15 protein-coding genes and 2 pseudogenes are annotated in these 20347 nt (G+C 70.2%); 8 read left to right on the top strand and 9 right to left on the bottom strand.

Going from position 1 to position 20347, the window contains the following annotated elements; all coding sequences use genetic code 11:
• Positions 1-10 precede the first annotated feature (10 nt).
• The 4 genes from C2L59_RS13235 to C2L59_RS13220 all read right to left on the bottom strand — a co-directional run bounded on the left by C2L59_RS13235 (position 11) and on the right by C2L59_RS13220 (position 4261).
• A complete protein-coding gene (locus C2L59_RS13235; protein WP_103349912.1) occupies positions 11-1066 on the bottom strand; it encodes a hydroxyacid dehydrogenase in 1056 nt (351 codons plus the stop codon).
• 35 nt (positions 1067-1101) lie between these two features.
• Positions 1102-1926: a carbohydrate ABC transporter permease gene (locus C2L59_RS13230; RefSeq protein ID WP_199199062.1), complete on the bottom strand. Its 825-nt coding sequence runs from the start codon at positions 1924-1926 to the stop codon at positions 1102-1104.
• Between the two features lie 77 nt (positions 1927-2003).
• Positions 2004-2933: a carbohydrate ABC transporter permease gene (locus C2L59_RS13225; RefSeq protein ID WP_103349806.1), complete on the bottom strand. Its 930-nt coding sequence runs from the start codon at positions 2931-2933 to the stop codon at positions 2004-2006.
• Positions 2930-4261, bottom strand: a complete 1332-nt coding sequence (locus C2L59_RS13220; RefSeq protein WP_103349805.1) for an ABC transporter substrate-binding protein — start codon at positions 4259-4261, stop codon at positions 2930-2932. Before C2L59_RS13220 ends, C2L59_RS13225 begins: the two co-directional genes overlap by 4 nt.
• A 304-nt stretch (positions 4262-4565) precedes the next feature.
• Here C2L59_RS13220 and C2L59_RS13215 point away from each other — a divergent pair, with 304 nt between their 5' ends.
• Positions 4566-5390 (top strand): sugar phosphate isomerase/epimerase, encoded by an 825-nt coding sequence (locus tag C2L59_RS13215; RefSeq protein ID WP_103349804.1) that lies wholly within the window; start codon positions 4566-4568, stop codon positions 5388-5390.
• On the opposite strand, the gene C2L59_RS13210 is transcribed toward C2L59_RS13215, so the two are convergent.
• From C2L59_RS13210 to C2L59_RS50340, 5 genes and pseudogenes are all read right to left on the bottom strand, one after another.
• Complete coding sequence (locus C2L59_RS13210) at positions 5337-6413, bottom strand: substrate-binding domain-containing protein (RefSeq protein ID WP_199199052.1); 1077 nt, start codon at positions 6411-6413, stop codon at positions 5337-5339. The two genes, C2L59_RS13215 and C2L59_RS13210, sit on opposite strands and share 54 nt — an antisense overlap.
• Positions 6414-6725: 312 nt before the next feature.
• Positions 6726-7841, bottom strand: a complete 1116-nt coding sequence (locus C2L59_RS13205; protein ID WP_103349803.1) for a LacI family DNA-binding transcriptional regulator — start codon at positions 7839-7841, stop codon at positions 6726-6728.
• 60 nt (positions 7842-7901) lie between these two features.
• Positions 7902-10727 carry a polysaccharide lyase family 8 super-sandwich domain-containing protein gene (locus C2L59_RS13200; protein ID WP_103349802.1) on the bottom strand — a complete coding sequence of 942 codons (2826 nt, stop codon included), beginning with the start codon at positions 10725-10727 and terminating at the stop codon, positions 7902-7904.
• Positions 10724-12199 (bottom strand): DUF2264 domain-containing protein, encoded by a 1476-nt coding sequence (locus C2L59_RS13195; RefSeq protein WP_103349801.1) that lies wholly within the window; start codon positions 12197-12199, stop codon positions 10724-10726. Before C2L59_RS13195 ends, C2L59_RS13200 begins: the two co-directional genes overlap by 4 nt.
• Positions 12200-12212: 13 nt before the next feature.
• Positions 12213-12503 (bottom strand): annotated as a pseudogene (locus C2L59_RS50340) (DUF2264 domain-containing protein); the annotation flags it as partial.
• 278 nt (positions 12504-12781) lie between these two features.
• Between C2L59_RS50340 and C2L59_RS13190 the strand changes: the two are divergent.
• From C2L59_RS13190 to C2L59_RS47060, 7 genes and pseudogenes are all read left to right on the top strand, one after another.
• Positions 12782-14884, top strand: a complete 2103-nt coding sequence (locus C2L59_RS13190; protein WP_146060363.1) for a right-handed parallel beta-helix repeat-containing protein — start codon at positions 12782-12784, stop codon at positions 14882-14884.
• A 1304-nt stretch (positions 14885-16188) separates the two neighbouring features.
• Positions 16189-16632, top strand: coding sequence for a hypothetical protein (locus tag C2L59_RS13180; RefSeq protein WP_146060362.1), 444 nt, complete (start codon positions 16189-16191; stop codon positions 16630-16632).
• Positions 16629-17855, top strand: coding sequence for an NRAMP family divalent metal transporter (locus C2L59_RS13175; RefSeq protein WP_103349798.1), 1227 nt, complete (start codon positions 16629-16631; stop codon positions 17853-17855). Before C2L59_RS13180 ends, C2L59_RS13175 begins: the two co-directional genes overlap by 4 nt.
• Complete coding sequence (locus tag C2L59_RS13170) at positions 17852-18244, top strand: hypothetical protein (protein WP_103349797.1); 393 nt, start codon at positions 17852-17854, stop codon at positions 18242-18244. Before C2L59_RS13175 ends, C2L59_RS13170 begins: the two co-directional genes overlap by 4 nt.
• Entirely contained in the window at positions 18231-18512 is a 282-nt protein-coding gene (locus C2L59_RS13165; protein ID WP_103349796.1) for a hypothetical protein, read from the top strand. The genes C2L59_RS13170 and C2L59_RS13165 overlap by 14 nt, the downstream gene beginning before the upstream one ends.
• Positions 18467-18678, top strand: a pseudogene (locus C2L59_RS48885) (fasciclin domain-containing protein); the annotation flags it as partial. The gene C2L59_RS13165 and the pseudogene C2L59_RS48885, both read left to right, overlap by 46 nt.
• A 1085-nt stretch (positions 18679-19763) precedes the next feature.
• On the top strand, positions 19764-20347 hold a 584-nt coding region (locus tag C2L59_RS47060), incomplete at its 3' end, for a hypothetical protein (protein ID WP_233223455.1).

Raw genomic sequence — 20347 nt, 5'->3', positions numbered from 1 at the left:
GCGTTGCCGGTCAGGCGGTCCGGGAAATCTCGTCGCGCTCGACGCGGTAGGCGAAGGGCACTCCGGCGACGTATCGAGCCAGTTCGTCGGCGATGGCTTCGGCCATCCGGTGCAGTTCGGTGCCCAGTGATCCGGCGATGTGCGGGGTCAGCAGCACGTTCGGCAGGTCGAAGAGGGGCGAGTCGGGCAGCGGCACGTCGGGGGTGGTGACGTCGAGGACGGCGTTGAGCCGGCCGGAGACCAGTTCCCGCGCCAGGGCGTCCTGGTCGATCAGGGATCCGCGGGCGGTGTTGACCACGGTCGCGCCGTCACGCATCCGGCCCAGCATCCGATGGTCGATCAGGTGGCGGGTCTCGGGCAGCTGCGGAGCGTGGATCGTGACGACGTCACTGAGACCGCAGAGCCGATCGAGTGAGACCAGCTGCACGCCGAGCCTGGCCGCCTCGGCCTCGGTGACGTAGGGGTCGTACAACAACACCCGGGGCCCGTGCGGGCGCAGCAGCTCGATGACGCGCCGGCCGATCCGGGAGGCGCCGACGACGCCGACCGTGCGGCGGTGGTTGCCGATGTCGGTATACTCGGCCAGCCAGTCGAACGTCCCGCGCCGTCGCCGGTACTCGGTGGCCAGCCGCAGAACTGCCTTGTTGGCGAACAGGATCGCGGCGACGGTGTATTCGGCGACGGGCAGCGCGTTGACGTCGGCGGCCGAGGTGACCTGGATTCCTCGTTCCCAGCAGGCGTCGGTGATGTGGTGCTTGACCGAGCCGGCGGCATGGAGAACGGCTCGCAGCTTCGGCGCCGCGGCCAGTACCGACGAGTCGATCGGCGGGCAGCCCCAGCTGCTGATGATGACCTCGGTTTCGGCGAGGACCGCGGCGGCTGCGGCGGTGGCGAAGTCGTCGAGCACCAGGTCAGGGTCGAGGTCGGCCAGTTCGGTGAACCGGCTCAGCGTCCGCTCGTCGATGAGCCGGCCGGCGAGCCCGCGGCGCATTGCCAGCACGGCCCGGGGCCGGCGGCCCGAGGCCCCGGCGGCGGCGGCGGCGAGAGCCGGACTGGGAGTGTGCATGCGGGTCTCCGGGTCGTCGTCGATGCGGCCGAAGGTCACTTGACGCTGCCCGCGGTCATACCGGCCTTCCAGTGCCGTTGCAGGCCCGTGAACGCGACCACGAGCGGGATGACCGCCAGCAGGGATCCGGTCACGACCAGCGGAGAGAAGTCGGGGAAGGCGTGCGCCTGGGTGTTCCAGGAGTACAGGCCGAGGCTGACCGGGAACAGGTCATTGTCCGACAGCATCACCAGTGGGAGGAAGAAGTTGTTCCAGATGGCCGTGAACTGGAACAGGAACACGGTGACGAAGCCGGGCATGACCATCTTCAACCCGATCGACCAGAAGGTCCGCAGTTCGCCCGCACCGTCGATGCGGGCCGCCTCGAGGACTTCTCCCGGCACGTACCCGGCGCAGAACACCCGCGCCAGGTACACGCCGAAAGGATTGACGAGGCTGGGGACGAAGACCGACCAGAACGTATTGACGATGCCGACGTGCGAGGCCAGCAGGTACATCGGCAACGCGAGCGCGGTCGTGGGAACGAGTACACCGATCAGTACCGCGCCGAACAGTTTTTCCTTCCCGCGGAAGGAGAAGACTTCGAATGCGTAACCGGCGCCGACGGAAATCAGCGCGCACCCCAGTGCGCCGAGCCCCGCGTAGAGCAACGAGTTGAGATACCAGTGGAAATAGATTCCGTCCTCGGCGGTGCCCAGGTTGTGCAGGTTCTGGCCCAGGTGGAACGTGCCGGGGGACAGAGTGGTGCCGCCGAGCAGGTCGGGAGTGTCCTTGGCGGCGGCGGTCAGCAGCCACAACAAGGGCAGAAGGGTGTAGGCGGTCGCCAGCAGCAGGGCGCCGTTGACGGCCGTTTTGGACAAGGTCCAGTTTCGGGGCCGGTTCGGCCCGGAGGACCGGGCCTGGCGAACGGAGAGGGGCCGGCGGTCGGAGAGGAGGGTCACGCGGCGTCCTCCAGCGCACGTCCGGACCGTTTGCGCCCGGCCCGGGTGACGACGTAGGACAGGATCGCGGCCACGAGCGCCAGCAACACCGACGAGGCGGCGGCCAGGCCATAGTTGTTGCCGGAGAAGGCCGCGGTGTAGGCGTACATGTTGGGGGTCCACGCGTTGGCCACCGAGGGTGCGCTGCCGTGCAGGATCATGGGTTCGGTGAACAGCTGCAGCGCGCCGATGACCGTGAACAACGCGACCATGCCGACCGATGCGCGGATCAGCGGGATCTTGATGGCCACCGCGGTCCGCCATGAGCCGGCGCCGTCGATCACGCCGGCCTCGAGCACCTCGCGCGGGATGGCTTGCAACGCCGCGTAGAAGATCACCACGTTGTACCCGGTCCATTCCCACACGGCCATGTTGACCACGGCCGGCAGTGGGTGCCCGAGCAGATCCAGGTCGGCCCCGGCGGAACCGAGGGCGCCGAGGACCGGGCTGATACCGGGGGTGTAGAGGTAGGTCCAGACCAGCGCGGCGATGATGCCGGGCACGGCGTGCGGAAGGAACAAGGCGAGCTGGAAGAACCGTTTCGCGCGCGTGAGCGCGGAATCCAGCAGCAGGGCGACGACCAGCGACAGCCCGAGCATGATCGGGATGTAGAGCAGGCAGTATTCGGCGATGACCAGGTAACCGGCTCGATAGGACGGATCGCCGAGCGCGCCGGAGTAGTTGCTCAAGCCGGTGAAGACGGTTTCGCTGCCGCCGAAACCGAGGCCCGAGGCGTGCTCGGTGAACAGGCTCAGGTAGATCGCGTAACCGATGGGAACGACCGTCGCCGCCGCGAACAGGATGAAGAAGGGGGCGAGCAGCACCGAGGCCGCCGCGCGGGTCCGGCTGCCCCCGCCACCGGGTGAGGCTGTGCCACGGCGGCTCATGGCGCGACCTTCAGTCCGCGCTTGGTCATTTCCGCGACGGTGGCCTGCTGGGCCGCGGTGATGGCCGCGCCGATCGTGCCGCCCTTGCCCAGCTTGCCGAAGGAGTCCTGCAAGGTGTTGTTGGTGATGCTCATGGCCGGACCCCACTGCCAGTCCGGTTTGATCGCCTGGGCCACGGAGCCGAAGAGGGCGTAGACGTCCTGGCCGCGGTAGAAATCCGTCTTGAAGGCGGCCTTGGCCGTGGGAAGCAGGGCCGGGGAGGCCGGGAACATGGACGACGTCCCCGAGGCGATGCGGGCCTTGATTCCCTCCGGGGTGGTCGTGGCCCAGGTCGCGAACGTTACCGCCGCGTCGGTGTTCTTGCTGCCCTTCGACACCGCGAAGGTCGTCCCGCCGAGCATGCCACTGGCGGGAGCGCCGTCCCAGGTCGGGATGGGTGCGACGGCCCACGCACCGGCGGCGCCGGGCGCCGTGGCGAGGGTGGAGGCCAGCACGCCGGCTCCCCACGCCGCTCCGGCGTAGGCTGCGGTCTCACCCTTCTGCAACGACGCGGTCCACTGCTGGCTGAACGAAGGCTGAACGCGGATCAGGTCGTCGGAGACGAGCTGCTGCCAGTAGCCGGCGACCTTGCGGGTGGGAGGGCTGTCGAGGTCGACGCTCCAGCTGTCGCCGCGGGTACCGAACCAGCTCGCGCCGTTCTGCCAGGCCAATGCTTCAAGCGTGCTGGGGTCGTCCGGGAAAAAGGTACCGATCCGGGTGCCGGGCTCGGCCTGCTTGAGCTTCTGCGCGTCCTCCCGGTACTCATCCCACGTGGCCGGCGGACTGGTGATGCCGGCCTTGGCGAACAAGTCCTTGCGGTAGAACAGCACCTGCGGCGACACGTCGAGCGGAAGCGCCCAGACGCGGTCACCGAGCGTGGTCAGAGCCACCGATTGGCGCAGGTACTGCTTGTCGAGGCCCGACTGGCGGACCCGGTCGGTGAGGTCCTGCACGGCCCCCTGGGTGACGTAGTCGGGCAGTTGGGCGTACTCGACGTTGAATAGGTCCGGCGCGTTGCCGGCCTTGATCGCGTTGGAGATCTTCGCGTAACCACCGGCCACGCCGGACGGAATCTGCTGGAACGCTACGTGCACGTCCTGATGCGAGGCGTTGAACGCGTTCACCACCTGCTCGGTGCCCTTGGCCCAGCCCCAGAAGGTGATGGTCTCCGGACCGCCGTTCGCGGAGCTGGAGCCGCAAGCGGTGACCAGGCCCGTCAAGACGCCGAAAGCGGCCCCGAGCGCTACGGCTCTGGCGGCGGCGCGACCACGCCGGAGAGAGGTGAACATGACGGCTCCTGTCGGTCGAGCACAGCCGCAACGATGCGGGCTCGCGTGAGTTCCGCCATCTTGCGACCAGCCTTGCCCGACGTCAAGACCGATCAATCAAATGATCTAAAGCGATCTCGACTGACTGGTCGAGAGTCGTGGTGTCGGCCTGGTTTCGGTGAATGAAGCACGTCAGAGCCCACCGACCGACTACAGCGGCGTTAGGCTGTCGAACGATCCGTTTCGATCGATTGAGACGCTTTCGGCGTCGCCGACGATCAGCGCACGAACTTTCGCTCACCGTCCGCCGAGGAGCCGTGCGACCATGCGACTCGCCTTTTCCACGCTGGGCCTGCCCGGCCTGCCGCTACACGAGGCCGCCGACCTGGCTACCCGGACGGGCTGGCTGGGTCTGGAGCTGCGATGTGCCCCGGGAGAGACGATCTCCCCGGCCATGACCCGCGCCGAGCGGCTGGCCGCGGTGCACAGCCGCGCGGTCAGCGGAGTCCGCGCTCTCACGGTCGCGACCTACATCGGCGTTGCCGCGCCGGGCCCGGACGACGCTGTCCTGGCGCGGCTTCGACAGTCCCTCCAGCTCGCAGCCGACCTGCACGCGCGCTACGTGCGGGTGTTTCCCCACGCCGGTTCGTGTCCGGGCGGGGCTGACCCACGAGCGGCCCGCCGCCTGTCGGCCGTCGCCGGCGAAGCCGAGGACCTCGGAATCGGCGTGCTGCCGGAGACCCATGACTCCCCATCGCGGCGGCGCCGACGTCGCCCGGATTCTCGATCTGGTCGACCGGCCGTCGATCGGCGCACTGTGGACCTGATGCACACCTGGCTGGCGAGCGAGTCTCCCGAGGCGACCCGCGACGCACTCGGTGCGCGGCTGGGCTACGTCCAGGTCAAAGACATTGCCGGCCAGCACGACCGCACACCCCTGCGGCTCGGCGGCGGAGTCCTGCCCATCGTGGAGTGCCTGCGGCTGCTGGCCGCCGGCTGCCGGGTCTCCTGGGAGTACGAAGCGGCCTGGTTTCCCCGCGCCGAGCCTCTTCCACCGCTGCTGACCGCCGCGGCTCGCTACCTGAACGACGCAGCCTCAGCCCAGGACGTCCGCGGCGGCGGCTTTCCCGGCGGAAGCCCGGATCTGTAGCGTCGGCAAGAGCTCGAGGTGGTGCACGGGGAGGGCCGGATCGTGGCGGCCGAGACGGCGCACGAGCAGGTCGAGGGCGGCGGCGCCGACAGCGCGCTTGGGCGGAGCGACAGCGGTGAGCGCGGGCGCCGACAGCGCCGCGAACACGTCGTCGTAGGAAATCAGGTCCAGGTCATCGGGCACACGCACGCCGCGCGCACGCAACAGCGGCATCAGCTGAATGGCGTCCTGATCGTTGTGCACCAGTGCGGCGCGCACCCCCTCGGCCACGTTGCCGCGAATCCGGTCGGCGACCGCCTCGGCGTCACGGCCGGGATGTTCGATGTCGATCAGCGGGCTCGACGTCAGCCCCAGCTCTCGGACCGCGGCGCAGTAGCCGGCTCTGACCTGAAGAGCCGTCCACGTGTCACGCCGGGCGGCCAGCATCACCGAGGTGTGCCCCAAGGCCAGAAAATGCCGCAGGGCCAGCACGACTCCGTGGTGGTGATCCGAACTCACCGAGTCCAGGCCCGCGCAGGCGCTGGCCGCCGGAGCCCGCCGCTCGACCAAGACCGTCGGGACCGGCAGGTCACAGATCCACGCCCCCTCCCCCGAAGGCCCTTCCGAGGTCCAGTTCGGGGTGACCAGCAGGCCGTCGACACCGGACTCCGTCAACTGCGCGACCTGGAAACGGTCGTCTCCGAGGCCGTAGGGGGCAATACCCAGCGCCAACCGCGCGCCCAGCGCTTCGGCCGTGGCTCGCGCCCCGTCGATGATCTCGTCGAAGTACGAGACCACCGCGGGGATCAGCATCCCGACCACCCATTCCCGGTCGGGCACGAGCCGGGGCCCATCCACCGCCCGTGTCGGCACCGAGACCGTACCGTGCGAGCGGCGCAAGACACCCGCGGCGGCCAGCGCAACGACATCACGCCTGACCGTCACCGGCGCCATCCCCAGCCGTTCAGCCAGCGCGACCACCCGGATGCTGCCCAGCTCGCGAACGAGGTCCACGATCTTCGCCCGCCGTTCCTCCGCCGTCACAGCCTGCAACTCCCTCGAGCCGTCGCGCGTGGACAATCCACGTCAGGATCAAGTTGTATCACTTGATCTCCTCCTGGGGGCGCCAAGCCGTGTGGCGCGCACCGTCATCCCGCTGAGCCGCCGACGCCCGACGGGCTCGTCCTCCGGCGCCGCTCGTCCTCAACCACTTCTGGCCCGGATTGAGATACGCCGCCCGACCCAGATCACATCTCGAGCACATGCGATCAAAATATCCAGTCACTTCGATCCGGACTTCGCTCCCAGAGCGCCTGCAGTTGCCCGAAGGCGGACGGGACGAAGAACGACATCCGGTCAGAGCCGGGTCTCGGCGGACGTGTGGTCTTCGGCGGTTACATGGCGAGACGCGGCGGTGGAGGCTCTCACCACCACGTGCGGGAGGAGCTGCAAGTGGAGTTCCGCGCGGTCCGAGCGGCCGCTGTGGAGTTTACGCAGCAGGAATTCCACCGCCAGGCGGCCCACGTTCTCGCGGGGCGGCGCGACCGCTGTCAGCGGGATGTCCGCCAAGCCCGCGAACTCGTCGTCGTAGGCGATCACCGACAGGTCGTCCGGCACGACCAGGCCCCGCCGGCGCGCCCGTTGCAGCACCTGGATCGCGATGTCGTCCGGGTGCGCCAGCACGGCCGTGACCCCGGAACGCGCGAAACCGTCCAAGAACCCGTCCAAGCGCTGCGCGATCTCCGCCTGGGTATGGTTCTCGTGGCGCGGCATGCCGGTGGCCAAGCCCATCGCCGCCACCGCCGCGTCGTAACCCCGCGTTATCCACCCGCTGGTCGGCGACTGGCACGTCACCAACGCGATGTCGCGATGCCCCAGCTCCACCAGGTGCCGCATCGCCTGGATCGTCCCGTGCTGGTGGTCGCTCGACACGTACTCCACCGGGTGCAGGTTGACGGCCGGCTCGTGCGAGCGCTCCACGAACAGCACGGGGATCGGCAGTTCGGTGATCCAGTCCAGGGCCGGCGCCAGCCGCGAGAACGGCTCGCTCGGCGTCAGCAGCAGGCCGTCGACCTTGGCCTCCAGCAGCCGCCGCACGTGGGACCGGTCGTCGTCGAGGTTGTAGTCCGACACCGCGAGCACCAGCTTGATGTCACGCGCGTGCGCCGCCCGCCGGGCGCCCTCCACGATCTCGCGGAAGTACTGGCTCGCGGCCGGTATCACCATGCCGATCGTCGGACGCCGCCCCACGACCCTCGGCACGGACGGCGTGACGAGCGTGTCCCGGACGGCGCTGGGCAGCACCGCCCCGCCGTGCACTCGGCTGAGGTCCCCGCGGCACTCCAGCTCCGCCAGGTCCCGGCGCACGGTGATGGGCGAGACGCCGAGCTGGGCGGCCAGCTCGGCGACCCGGACGCTCCCGGCGCGGCGCACGGCCATGAGGATCGCGTGATGCCTGCGGCTGGCGTCCATCCGCACCTCCGGTGATCGACCGGGCGAACCGATCGCCTGGTGATCGTATCCGGAAAACGCTCAGGTGAGTACCTCCAGGAAAGGCCGGCCGGCCGCGGCCTCGCGGCTGCCCAGCACGACCGCGAGCGGCGACCCCCTCAGCCCCAGCGACACCACCCGGTCCACCGCGAACCGGCCGCGCACGAACGCTGTGACGTCCAGCGGGACCCAGTCGGCGGCGGTGCTGACCAGCCGGCTCGCCACGACCGCGCCCAGCGCCGGCCGGGTGTTCCAGGTGACCGACTCCGACCACGCGGCCGTGACCCCGTTGGCGGAAAGTGTGGTGTGCGTGCCGTCGGCGTCGGACACCGCACCGTGCACCCACAGCACCGCCCGCGTCGGTGCGGACGCCAGCCCGGACAGGTCGAACTCCAGGTACGACTGGCGGGTGTACCCGCTGCCCGCGGCCGCTTTCACCACCAGCGTCGGATCGGTGCCGTAGGCGGTGTCCGCGTACGTGCCGTCGCGGACGAAGGCGTCGGCGGAGGGGGGCACGGTGCGGAAGGTCTGCGAGCCGACAGCGGTTCCGGTACCGAGGGTCACCGTGTGGCCGCGGCCCAGCGAGCCGCCCACCTCGACCAGCAGGCGCGTGGTGCCCGACGTGTCCAGCACGGTGACCGTCGGGTCGCCGGAAGCGGAGGTGAAACCGTTGTCGCTCAACGTGACCAGCACGGTGGTGGCCTCGCGCGTCGGGTCGGCGACGGTCACCGTGACCTGCTCGCCGACGCGCCGCACCAGCACCGAGCACGGCGCGTTCACCGTGATCGGACCGCACGTGCCGGCGGCGAAGAAGTTCGCCGCGTGCGTACCCGGGGCCGAGATCCCCTGCACGGCGGCGGTGTTCGCCAGCACCACGGCCGACGGGTTCGCCGCGCGGGCGGCCGTGGCGGCGGCGCCCGCCCCGGGCAGCAGGACGTAGCTGTACCCGGCGCCCGCCGGGTTCTTGCCGTGGTCGAACCACAGCGTCAGGTAACGGCGGGTGATGTTGTCGGTGGAGCCGCCCTTGTTGATGTCGCGCCACCGCCCGGTCCGCGCGAACCGCCCCGCGTCCACGGTCGCACCACCCGGGAACACGTACCCACCGAATCCGCCGAGAGCCATCCACTTCGCCCCGGTGAACCGCCGCGTCCAGCCGAGGGCCGCGGGCTGGGTCGTGCCGTCGACCACGAGCGGGTGGGTTCCGGACGCGCCGAGGTTGCGGTTGTCCACCACGGAGTCCACGGGCACGCCGTCGGCCGACGTGATGCCCGCGCCCAGGCACACGACCTGGTCGTCCAGGCAGAACCACGATTTGCGGCCGGTCAGCGTGCTCTGCAGGCCCCGCACGTCCTGGCCCAGCGCGGCGTAGGTGCCGTCGCTCGCACCGCCGGCCCACGTGTTGGGGGGCCGGGTTGCGCTCCAGTCGCCGCCCGCCGCGTCGGCCAGCGTCTTGCGCGACACCGTGGTGCCGGGCAGCCGGTACGGGTCCACGGTGGGCCAGAACGCGTCGGAGTACTGGCCGTTGCCGTAGGTGTCGCCCCACCAGTAGGTCTGGCCGCTGCCGGTGTGCCAGCCGCGCAGGTTCTCGCCGTTGCCGGTTTCGTAGAACGTGGTGCGCGCGGAGGACATGCTGACCGAGAACATCCACTGCGGACGTTGGTGGATCGCCCGGTCCATCGAGGCGAACAGCCGGTGGCCCACGGGTTGCGCCGCCGCGGGCACGGTCGAATCCACCACGGCCTTGGCCAGCGCCAGCTCCGGCACGCCGACCGCCGGGTCGTCGAGGTACGGGCTGTACCGGCCGCGCCCGATCCAGCCCTTCACCAGCCCGCGCCACCGCGTGACCTCGGCGGATGTGCCGAGGCCGGAGGCAGCCAGCACCAGGATGCTGCCCATGATGGCGTGCCCGCGGGTGTGGTCGGTCTGCTCGCCTCGGCTGATCCCCCGCCCGGACACGCCGTCCATCACCAGGCCGTTCATGATCCAGGGGGCGAAGGTCGTGGTGGCGGCGTCGAGCACCAGCTGCCGGTTCGGGTCGGTCACCGCCCACGCCGAACCGGACAGCAGCGTCAGCATCTGCGCGAGGCCGCCGAGCAGCACCGCGCCGTAGCCGCCCGCGTACGGGACGTAGGTGTGTTGCACGAACGAGCCGTCCGGGTACATCCCGTCACCGGTCAGGACGTACGGGAACACGGGGGACAACGCGTCGCGCGCCGTGGTCAGCTTGGCCCCGGACGCGCCGAGTACCCCGCGCAGCGCGAGCACGCGGCACAGGTCCACGCGGTTCGCCCCGGTGCTGGTGCCGCTGTACCGGGTCACCAGCGAGCTGGGCACGTAGTGGTCCACGGCGGCCAGATGGTCGGCCAGCAGCGGCGCGTCGATCAGGACGCAGGTGTCGAGCAGCGACTGCGGGGTGCCGATCTGCCAGTCCCACCAGTTGCCGTAGGTGGCGCGGCCGGCGGTGTAGGCGTGGTCGTTCAGCCACTTTAGGCCGGTCTTGAGCGCCGCCAGCACGGTCGGTGAGGCGGTGTGGCCGGTGCCGGGCTGCACGTAGGCCAGTGCCATCGTGCGCAAGCGGTTGTGCGATTGGGTCACGTTGGCCGAGACGGAGCCGATGGGCAGGTCCGGCCACAGCGACGAAGTGCCGGGGCTCATGGCCGCCCGGTACGCCTCCGCCTGCTGACCGGTGCGCTGCAAGGCGGACTTGAACGGTTCCGCCGCCGCGTTGTAGCCGACGCCGGTCAGCAGGTCGCGCCAGCGGGCGCGCAGAGTGGCGTAGGCGTCGCCGGCGGCGAGCGCGGGGATGCCGGACACGCTCAGCGTCGTCACGGCGCTCACGAGCAGGAAGTGCCTGCGGGACAGGGTCATGGATCGCTCCTCATCACGGAGAGGTCGTCGAGGTCGACGTCGTGGGTAGTGCCGTCCTGCCACGTGATTCGAACGCCCCGGCCGGCGCGTTCGGCGGTGGCGGCCGGCGGCTCGGTGCCGCCGGCCCGGAGAGCGGCCCGGCAGACGAACAGCTCACCGGTACCCTCCAGCGCGGGAACGACGGCGGGCGCGCCGAACGCGGTGCCCTCCGGCGCGTCCACGACGCCGGCCGCCCGGTAGCCGAGCAGGCCGACGAGTTCGGCGGACAAGGCACCGGAGGTCGTGCGGACGGCCAAGGCGCCCACTGTCGCGGTGGCTTCGGTCAGGGCCCAGCCGGTGTGGCGCACGACCGAGCCCGGCGGGGTCCGGTGCACGCGGACCTCGCTCGCCCCGCGTACCACGCTCACCGCGCCGACCACCACCCCGGGTGCGGCGACGTGCCGGGACGCCGCCCAGTCCGGTCCGGTCCCGGCCGGCTCCAGTGACGGCCGCCCGCACCACGCGCCGTCCACCAGAACGGCGAAGGTGTTGTCGGCCGGCCCGGCGGCCGGGCCGGTCCGCGAGGAATAGGCGATCCGGTCGTAGAGCGGGTCCCCGGGATGGCCGGTGCTGCCGTGGTTGACCAGGCGGGCGGTGCCGTCGCCGGGCGCGCGGTGCAGCAGGAACCCCGGCTCGGGCAGCGAGGCCACCCCGGGTCCCCGGTCCAGGGTCTCCGTCGCCGTCCACACCGGGTGTGTCGGCGGCAGCGCCAGCCCGAGGAACCCCTTGGCCGCCCAGTAGGGTGACGCGGCTCCGGAATACGCTTGTAGCGTGGGCTCGTGCGGCCCGTACCAGCCGGCCGTCCACACCCCGTCCCGGATCGCCCCGCGCTCCACGAAGTGCTTCAGGGTGGCGCCGGCGATCCGCCGGGTCTCCCCCGGCGGGCACGCCGGGACGTTCAGCGCCGCGCCCAGCCACAGCGGCGCGACGGCGGCGACCCGGTAGGTCAGCGACCGGCCGAAGTGGACCATGCCGCCGTCGTGGTCGAAGAAGTGCCGGTGGTCCTCCAGGAACGAGGCCAGCCGCGCGCGGTCGACGGGGTGACCGAACAGGTACGACCGCAGCCCGAGGTAGAAGTGCATGGCCCAGCCGTTGTAGTAGTCGAACGAGCGGTGGGGGCCGTCGGCGTACCAGCCGCGTCCGGCGTGGAACGACTCGATCCGCGCCAGTCCCTGCTCGATCCGGGCCCGGCCGGCCGGCGACCCCGCGCCCACGGACTCCAGGAAATCGCCCACCAGCACCGGGAACAGCCACCAGTTGTTGTCCACCGGCTCGACGCGCACCCCGGCCGACAGCCACGCCACGACCCGTTGCCGCACCGGGTCCGCCAGCCGGTCCCACAGCCACGGCCGGGTCAGCCGCAACCCGATGACCAGCGACGCGGCTTCCACCAGCGGCTGCCCCCCGGTCCACGATCGCGGGCCAGGGCTCACCGGACGTGCCGGCGGCGAAACCCTCCGCGTAGGCGGTCAGCCAGCCGCGTGGGTCTTCGCCCTGGGCACCCGTCAGCCGGAACGACGCCAGCAGGAAGCTGCGCGCGAAGCCCTCCAGGCCGTCGCTGTCCGCGCCCGACCAGCTCGTCCGCCCCGGCACCCGCAGGAACGCGCCGCCCGGCGACCGGTGGCGCAGGATCCCGTCCACGAGGTGGTCGGCGACCGCCGCCCAGTGCTCGCGGCCCCAACCGGTGTGCGGGCTGAGCACGAAGTCGGCCGGCGGCAGCAACGGCGCTGAGTGCATTCGCCGAAACGTAGGCGGCGTCGTCCTCACGAACAAGCCCGGCGGCCGAACTCGGTCAAAGACGAACACGAGCGCGGGCCCGGCCTCGATAGGTGATCATTCACAGAGGTGTGATCTGCAAAAACTCACGGTGACGTTCGTTTGTGTTCGGTCGAGCGATCCCTTCTTGACTTGCCTGTTTCCCGGCCCGAAAACTGGTCGCCACGGTCCGGAACGGACCGGGGCGATCGACGCCCGGCTACCCCGCCCAGGCGCCTCCGCACGAAGAGGAGACCACCATGAGTTCTCGGCTGCGCCGTGCCTTGCAGGTCGGCTTGACCTCGGCGGCGATGGTGGGGGCGGCGGTCGCCGGCGCCCCCGTCGCGTCCGCCGCCACCGCCTACTACGTCGACTGCTCGTTCACCGGTTCGCCCTCGGGCACCCAGGCCGCGCCGCTCACCTCTCTGTCCCAGGTGAACGGGCGGAAGTTCGGCGCGGGTGACTCGGTGCTGTTCAAGCGCGGCACCACGTGCACCGGGCGGTTCGTCGCGTCGGGCTCCGGCGCGCCGGGCTCACCGATCACCGTGGGCGCGTACGGCACCGGCGCGCGCCCGGTGCTCGACGGCGCGGGCGCGGGCGGGGAAACCGTGCTGCTCAAGGACGTCAGCCACTGGACCGTCCGGGACCTCCGGGTCACCAACCCCGGCACTACCGCCGAACGCGCGGGCGTCCGCGTACGCAGCACGACGATCGCGGCCAAGGCGGACATCGTGCTGACCGGCCTCGAAGTCGATCATGTGGCCGGGTGGAGCGACAAGACCGGCACGAATGCTGACTGGTTCAAGGGTTCCGCGGGCATCTCCGTGCTCAGCGACGCCACGGCGGGCGCCATCGCGGGCCTGCACATCACCGGCAACTACGTCCACGACACCGGTGGCGGCGGTATCAAGATCACGATCAAGCCGGCGCAGTACCACACCGACGTCCTCGTCGCGCGCAACCAGATCGTCAGCGTCGGCGGCGACGGCATCGTGGTGCACGGCTCGGACGCGCCGCTGGTCGAGTACAACCGGGCGGACGACCTCGGCGGCGGCGCGTACCCGTTCCTGACCGGCAACTTCGCCGGCATGTGGCCGATCAACTCGCGCAACCCGGTCTTCCAGTTCAACGAGGTCACCCGCAACCACCCGTCGACCTACGACTCGACGGCGTGGGACTGCGACGGCGCGATCGTCGGAACCTGCACCTACCAGTACAACTTCTCCAGCAACAACGCGGGTGGTTTCTTCCTGGGCTGCCAGCACTGCACGGAGTACCCGAACTACCACGCCAAGCAGGTCATCCGGTACAACGTCTCCCAGGACGACTGCCGGATCGCCGCCGACGGCGACAAGTCCTCGCCGTCGGTATACTACAATAACACGTTCTACTGCATGGCCAGGCCGTTCGACGTGAAGGTCCCGATCGGCGCGACGGCGACGACATTGTTCGCCAACAACATCTTCGTGTCGCAAGGCGGATCGCTGCCGGCGGGCTCCGGGGTCACCTATCGCTCGAACCTGTACTGGGGCGGCTTCCCCGCACCGGCCGGGGACGAGGGCGCGGTCAAGAGCGACCCGAAGCTCAACTACGCGGGCGGCAGCGCGACCGGCTTCAACAGTGTCGCGGGCTACCAGCTCACCACCGGCTCCCCGGCCCTGGGCACCGGCACCGCCGCGGCCGACGCGGGGACGCGCGACTACTTCGGCGCCCCCGTCCCACGCGCGGACGGCAAGGTCGACATCGGCGCGGACAACTCGTCCGGCGTGGCGGCGAAGACCTATTCGTCGCTACGCGAGGCGTTCGACAACGTCGGCATCAGCAACGACCTGAACCCGAAGGCCGGCGGCATCACCTTGAGCGGCCGAAGCTTCTCCGGACAGGCACTGGAGGCAGCGGGGATCAAGTACCCGCGCGCGGTCGTCGGCGGAGTGGGTTTCGACTGGCCGCAGCGATACTACGGTTTCCCGGACAACGTCAAGGCGGCCGGGCAGAAGATCACGGTCTCCGGTTCGGGCGGCAAGCTGTCGTTCCTGGGCGCGGCGACCTTCGGCACCCAGAGCGGTACCGGGACGGTGACGTACACCGACGGCACCTTTTCGAGCTTCACGTTGTCGTTCGGCGACTTCTGGGCGGCAACCCCGATCGCCGGCAACACCCCGGCCGCGGCGATGACCTACCACCACAAGCCACCGACAAAGTACAACGACGCCTCGACCGGCCGCGACGAGCAGGATGTCCGGTTGTGGTCCACGTCGGTGCCGCTCGACGCGGCCAAGTCCGTGGCCTCGGTGACACTGCCGGACGTCGGCGGCCCCTTGGCCTCCGCCGGCCTGCACGTGTTCTCGATGGCGATCAGCTGACCGGATACCCTGCGACACGTTGTCGCCACCGGAGACGTCGACGCCGAGGACCGGCTCTTCCGCCTCCCGGGTCCGGAAGGCGCCGGCATCGGAACCGGCGTGGGCGGCGGCAGCTCGGACGACGTCACCACCAACGCGGCCCTCGGCCTGACCAGCGGGTTGGGCTGCTCCTTCTCCTCCCGAAACGGAAAGCTGCTTGAATAGGCACCGTCGGCTCATCGGGGTCGTCCTGTTGGTTGCCGTCATGACGGTAACCTGGCTCGTCACGAGGGACTTCACCCCGGTCGTCATCGTCGCCGTCATCGGGCTCGGCGCCGGCGTCGTCGGCAGCTTCCTCGGCCGGAGCCGGAAGGACGGATGAGCGCACCTGCGGTGGGCCGAGGCTCAAGGCGCCGGCCCACCGCAGGTGGCGGAACGGCACAGGTCCTCCTGCATTCAGCGGCTGGACATGTCTTGCGGACAACGTTGACGGTGGGATCCGACCCACCGGGCAGGTCGAGGCCTCGCCGACGGCGGTCATCCCGGTGATGTTCCTGTTCCGGGACAGCGACCGGCCGGACCGTGGTTCAGGGGCTCAGCCGCCAGCGCAGCCGTCCGTCGACCAGGTCGGCGTCACCGACCACGGCCAGTGGCAGCCGGTGGCTCGGCCGGGTCCCTGGCACGGCCGGGGCCTGCCTCTCATCCACGCCCTGGCCACCGCCACCGCGGTCCAGTCCACTCCCGCCGGCACCACGGTCAGCATGACCTCGCCCCGCCAGCAGAGGGCGGGGCGGCCGACTGGGCTGGCTGTTCGACAACACCGGCCGCCGCCACCGGCCTACCTGGGGGCCGTCCAGGCAACGTAAGCCTGAATACGATACGGGAGAAGATCGCCGAGCTTGACCGCGATCCAGGGCCATCGGCCTTGCCGGCCCGGTCTATGTTGAATGACATCGTCCCGACGGTGCTGGCCGCGTGGCGGGCCCGCGGGCCGCCGCAGTGGAGAACTCCGAGCACCTGCGTGAGGACCCTCCGCAGGAGGTCACGCTGACTTGTGGCCAGCCCAACGACGCCGGGCTTCAGCACTCCGGCTCGAGGCGCGAACGTACTGGAACGGCGAGGCCATGCAGGGAGGCGACTACAGCGACCTTGACGAGAAGCAGGAAGCCCGTCGCGTCGACGAACGCCACGCTCGCATGCAACGCCGTCCACCTGGCGCCTTTGCTCGAAGGCGCGCAGTACCCCGCAGCTTGAGCGCGCGGCCCGCCCGTTGATCAGCCGAGTCGCCCAGCCGATACTACGCTGATCCGATGACGCGCCGAACGGTGAAGATCGCGGTGGGAAGCGCAGTGGCCGCCCTCGTAGCGACGGCGGTGGTCGTTCCGTCCGTTCTGCCCACCTCGGCCGAGGACTACCGGAGCGCGGCGCTCACCGCGGCCGAACAATCCCTCTCCCAGGTCCGCACCACCGAACTGATGGTCACCGCCGACATCGACGGGAAAGTGCTCCCGCCGTACCGGTCGTCCGTCCTGTGGCAGGCACGCGATGCCCTGGCCACGGCCGCCGACGACTTCACCGCGGAGCAGATTCCCGACACCGCCTCGATCTCGCTGCACGACGAGTGCGCGCCGTTGCTAACTGAAGCGAGCGCCGAGATTGCCGCTGTCACCGCGGCGGCCGACGTCAGCCCGGACGACGAGCGCGCGATGGCTACGAGATTGCACAAGACCGGCGAACTGCTGGCCGGCTTCCTGGAGCGTCATCGATGAAGAAGTTCCTGGCCGTCACCCTCGGGATCCTGACGGCGATCGGCGGCTTCGTCGACATCGGCGACCTCGTCGCAAACTCCCAGACCGGCGCCCGGTTCGGCATGCGGCTCGCGTGGGTGGTCATCGTCGGCATCGTCGGGATCTGCGTGTACGCCGACATGGCCGGCCGGATCGCCGCGGTCAGCGGCCGCCCCGTGTTCGACCTGATCCGTGAACGGCTCGGACCACGCATCGCCCTGGTGAACCTCGCCGGCTCCTACCTGGTCACAATGCTGACCCTGGGAGCGGAAATCGGCGGCGTCGCCCTCGCCCTCCACCTGGCGACCAGCGTCCATTACCTGCTGTGGGTACCAGTCGTGGCCGTCGTGCTCTGGGTCGTCCTGTGGCGCACCAAGTTCGAGACCCTCGAGCGGGTGTTCGGCCTGCTCGGCCTGGCGCTGATCGTCTTCGTCGTCGCGCTGGTGACCCTGCCGCTGTCGTGGCCCGAGTTGCTGGGCCAGGTCGGCGAGGGCCCACCGCCGACGGAGAACTGGGCCACCTACGGGTACTTCGCGGTCGCGCTGTTCGCCGCGGCCATGACACCGTACGAGGTGTTCTTCTTCTCCTCCGGCGGAGTCGAGGAAAACTGGACCCGCAAAGACCTCGGCACCGAGCGCATCAACGTGTTCGTCGGGTTCCCGCTCGGCGGCCTGCTGTCCCTGGCGATCATGGCGTGCGCCGCGGTCGTGTTCCAGCCCGCGTCACTGAAGGTCGACGCGATCACGCAGACGACGCTGCCCGTCGGCCTGGCCCTCGGCAAGCTCGGGCTGGCGATCGTGATCCTTGGCGTGTTCGCCGCGACGTTCGGCGCCGCGCTGGAAACCGGGCTGTCGTCGGGCTACACCGTCGCCCAGTACTTCGGCTGGGAGTGGGGCAAGCGCGTCGCCCCACGGCGGGCCGCCCGGTTCCACACCGTCGTCCTCGCCAGCGTCGTCCTCGGCGCCGCGCTGCTGCTGACAACCATCGATCCGGTCCAGCTCACCGAATACACGCTGCTGCTCTCGGCGGTGGTCTTGCCGTTGACGTACCTGCCGATCCTCGTGGTTGCCAACGATCGCGCGTACCTCGGAGACCAGGTCAACGGCCGGATCCGCAACATCCTCGGCGTCGGCTACCTCGGCGTCATCCTCGTCGCGGCCCTCGCCGCGATCCCCTTGATGATCATCACGGGAGCCGGCCAATGACCACACCCGACCCGCTGCGGATCGACTTCCACCTCCTCGACCGCCAGATCCTCGACCTCGCCGGCACCAAAGTCGGCAAGGTCGACGACGTCGAACTCGCCGTCAGCGAGGACGGCCGACTGCGGATCGTCGCGTTGCTGGCCGGGCAGGTCGCGCTCGGGCGGCGGATCGGCGGCCGCTTCGGGCACTGGCTCGCGGCGGTCGCGACGCGGCTGCGTGCCGAAGAGACCCCCGCCCCGCTGCGGATCCCGTTCGAGCACGTGGCCGAGGTGGGCAGCCACATCTCCTTATCGCTGCGCGCGGAAGTCTTCAGCGAACCGCCACTGGAGACCTGGCTGCGCGACCACTTGATCGGCCGGATCCCGGGAGCGCGCGATGCGCGCAAGTGACCTGCTGGGCGCGACCGCCTACGACCTGGAAGGGCGTCAGCTCGGCCGCATCGCCGATCTCATCACCGGTGTCGGCTCCGATGGCGTCCCGGTCATCCGGGCGGTGCTGGTCGCCCCGAACCGGCGCGTCCGGCTGCTCGGCTACGAGCGCGACGAGATGAACCGGCCGTGGCTCATCGACCGCATCGCCAGGTGGGTGCACCGCGACCTGCACGAGATCCCGTGGAACGACGTCCGCTTGCGTCCGCTTCAGGTTCGACCGACGTGAACACCGTGTCGATGCCGGCGAACCCTGCCGGCTCGACCGGGTCCCCGGACGGAGTGACCACGAACGCCAACGTCTTCGGCCCGGTCTGCTCCCAGCTGCCCAGGGCTCTGCGCCCGGCTCGCTCGACTCGATAGGCCCGCAGCCCGTCGCCTCCGCCGCCTCGACCGCCCGACACTCAGGCACTCGCGCTGCTCGACGACCACCCGGCCGGCGTCGGATGCCACGCATCGACACGTGCCCCACGCCCGGCCGGGGGGCAATACAGCTGGCGCCGGCCGGGCCGCGTCGGTTCGACACCTCACCGATGGAGCGCGACGGGCCTCACGACCGGGAGAACCCACACTCGCGGCGCAGGTCACCGAAGAAGCCCGGTGGTCAGTCATCCCGCTCGATTCCCCGTCGAGTTGCCCGGCCGATCGCCAGCTCGGTCGGCCGTGTTCGCAGGGAGCTTTCCAGCGGAATGTCACTCGGCGCCACGGTTCCCCTCCACCAACGGCCACGATCGGGCCAGCCGACGTCGGGCATGGATCACGGGGCGGACACCAGCGGCACGAGGAAGTAGATCTCGACGGCCTCGTACGCCGCGCCGAGGAGGACCAGCGCGAGGGCCGGGAAGCAGAGCCAGGCCAGCCGACGGAGACGGCGCACGTTTCCCTGGCGGCGCGTCGGGCGTCCGCGGTCGCCGGCCGGAACCAGGACCGGCCGAGCAGGTAGGCGCCGAAGAGGACGAGCGCGTAGGCCTGGAACTCGATGAGCAGCGTGAGCGAATACATGATGAGCGTCAGCCGCGATGTCGCATCGACGGGGGCGAGGGTGATGCCCAAGTCGGCCGTCTTGACCACGAAGACCGCGAGTCCCTCGAACGACACCGCCAGCGACGGGAGGGTGATGAGGAGCAGGGCGATCGGGAAGACGTCGACGAGGAAGATGACCGTGCTGAACACCCAGCCATTGCCGACCACCGGACGCTCGCGCGCGCTTCGTCGGCGAACTGCTCGACCACCCGCACCTGGGCATCCACCATCGGGATCACGTGCTCGGCGCCGGCGTCGTCTTCGAGCCGGCGCACGGTCACCCGGCGAGGCTCCCGCACCGCCGGAACTGCGCTACCCCGCCGGGGTTTCTTGCCGGTGGCGCCGTTCTCGGTTCGCGCTCGTCCGCGCCGTCCACCACGCGTTCTGCGTCCGCTGAAAGGAAAACCTGATGTCCGCACCTTCTCCGCCCGACGTTCTCCGCGTAGACGAAGGACTGGTGTGCAGCGACGACCAGCCCTACTTCCCGGCACAACTGGGCGAGCTGGAGTTCGCGGCCCACGACGAAGACGGCCTCCGCCTATACACCGTGACGCCGCGGTTTCGTCGTGTCGTCACCGAGTGGATCGCCGTCACCGTCGAAGCCACCTCCGACCATCTGCGCTTCCGCTGGGACGGCGACCACCTGATCGTCACCGACCACGACGCACTCCACGATGACACCGATCCGACAAGCGGTCCCGCCATCGAGCGCCTCCAGCCCGACGCTGACGGCCGATACGTCTTCCCGACCTGGCTGTGGCACGAACACGACGCCACCACCGAACACCTCGACGACACCGCGCACGCCGCACTGGCCGTCCTGGCAACCGACGACCCACTCCACGTCGACACCGTGAGCCGTTACCTGACCGAAAACACCTATGTCGCGCCTGATCCGCAGAAGCTGCGGGACATCCGCACCCTGCACCGGACGCTCGCGGGTTCATTCACAGCACAGCCGCTGACACCACCGATTTTGAGGAGACCCACGATGAGTAGTGACTACGCCGGAATCCCCGCAGGATGCGACGTCACGCTGGC

It is taken from the genome of Amycolatopsis sp. CA-128772, assembly GCF_002904295.1.
GTDB lineage: Bacteria > Actinomycetota > Actinomycetes > Mycobacteriales > Pseudonocardiaceae > Amycolatopsis.
This window is presented reverse-complemented; position numbering and strand designations above follow the sequence as displayed.

What these genes read in the sequence shown, in the direction of transcription:
- C2L59_RS13165 (WP_103349796.1), top strand. Translation starts at nt 18,231, where the DNA reads ATGCGCGCAAGTGACCTGCTGGGCGCGACCGCCTACGACCTGGAAGGG.
- C2L59_RS13215 (WP_103349804.1), top strand. Translation starts at nt 4,566, where the DNA reads ATGCGACTCGCCTTTTCCACGCTGGGCCTGCCCGGCCTGCCGCTACAC.
- C2L59_RS13205 (WP_103349803.1), bottom strand. Translation starts at nt 7,841, where the DNA reads ATGGACGCCAGCCGCAGGCATCACGCGATCCTCATGGCCGTGCGCCGC.
- C2L59_RS13225 (WP_103349806.1), bottom strand. Translation starts at nt 2,933, where the DNA reads ATGAGCCGCCGTGGCACAGCCTCACCCGGTGGCGGGGGCAGCCGGACC.
- C2L59_RS13170 (WP_103349797.1), top strand. Translation starts at nt 17,852, where the DNA reads ATGACCACACCCGACCCGCTGCGGATCGACTTCCACCTCCTCGACCGC.
- C2L59_RS13200 (WP_103349802.1), bottom strand. Translation starts at nt 10,727, where the DNA reads ATGACCCTGTCCCGCAGGCACTTCCTGCTCGTGAGCGCCGTGACGACG.
- C2L59_RS13220 (WP_103349805.1), bottom strand. Translation starts at nt 4,261, where the DNA reads ATGTTCACCTCTCTCCGGCGTGGTCGCGCCGCCGCCAGAGCCGTAGCG.
- C2L59_RS13235 (WP_103349912.1), bottom strand. Translation starts at nt 1,066, where the DNA reads ATGCACACTCCCAGTCCGGCTCTCGCCGCCGCCGCCGCCGGGGCCTCG.
- C2L59_RS13190 (WP_146060363.1), top strand. Translation starts at nt 12,782, where the DNA reads ATGAGTTCTCGGCTGCGCCGTGCCTTGCAGGTCGGCTTGACCTCGGCG.
- C2L59_RS13175 (WP_103349798.1), top strand. Translation starts at nt 16,629, where the DNA reads ATGAAGAAGTTCCTGGCCGTCACCCTCGGGATCCTGACGGCGATCGGC.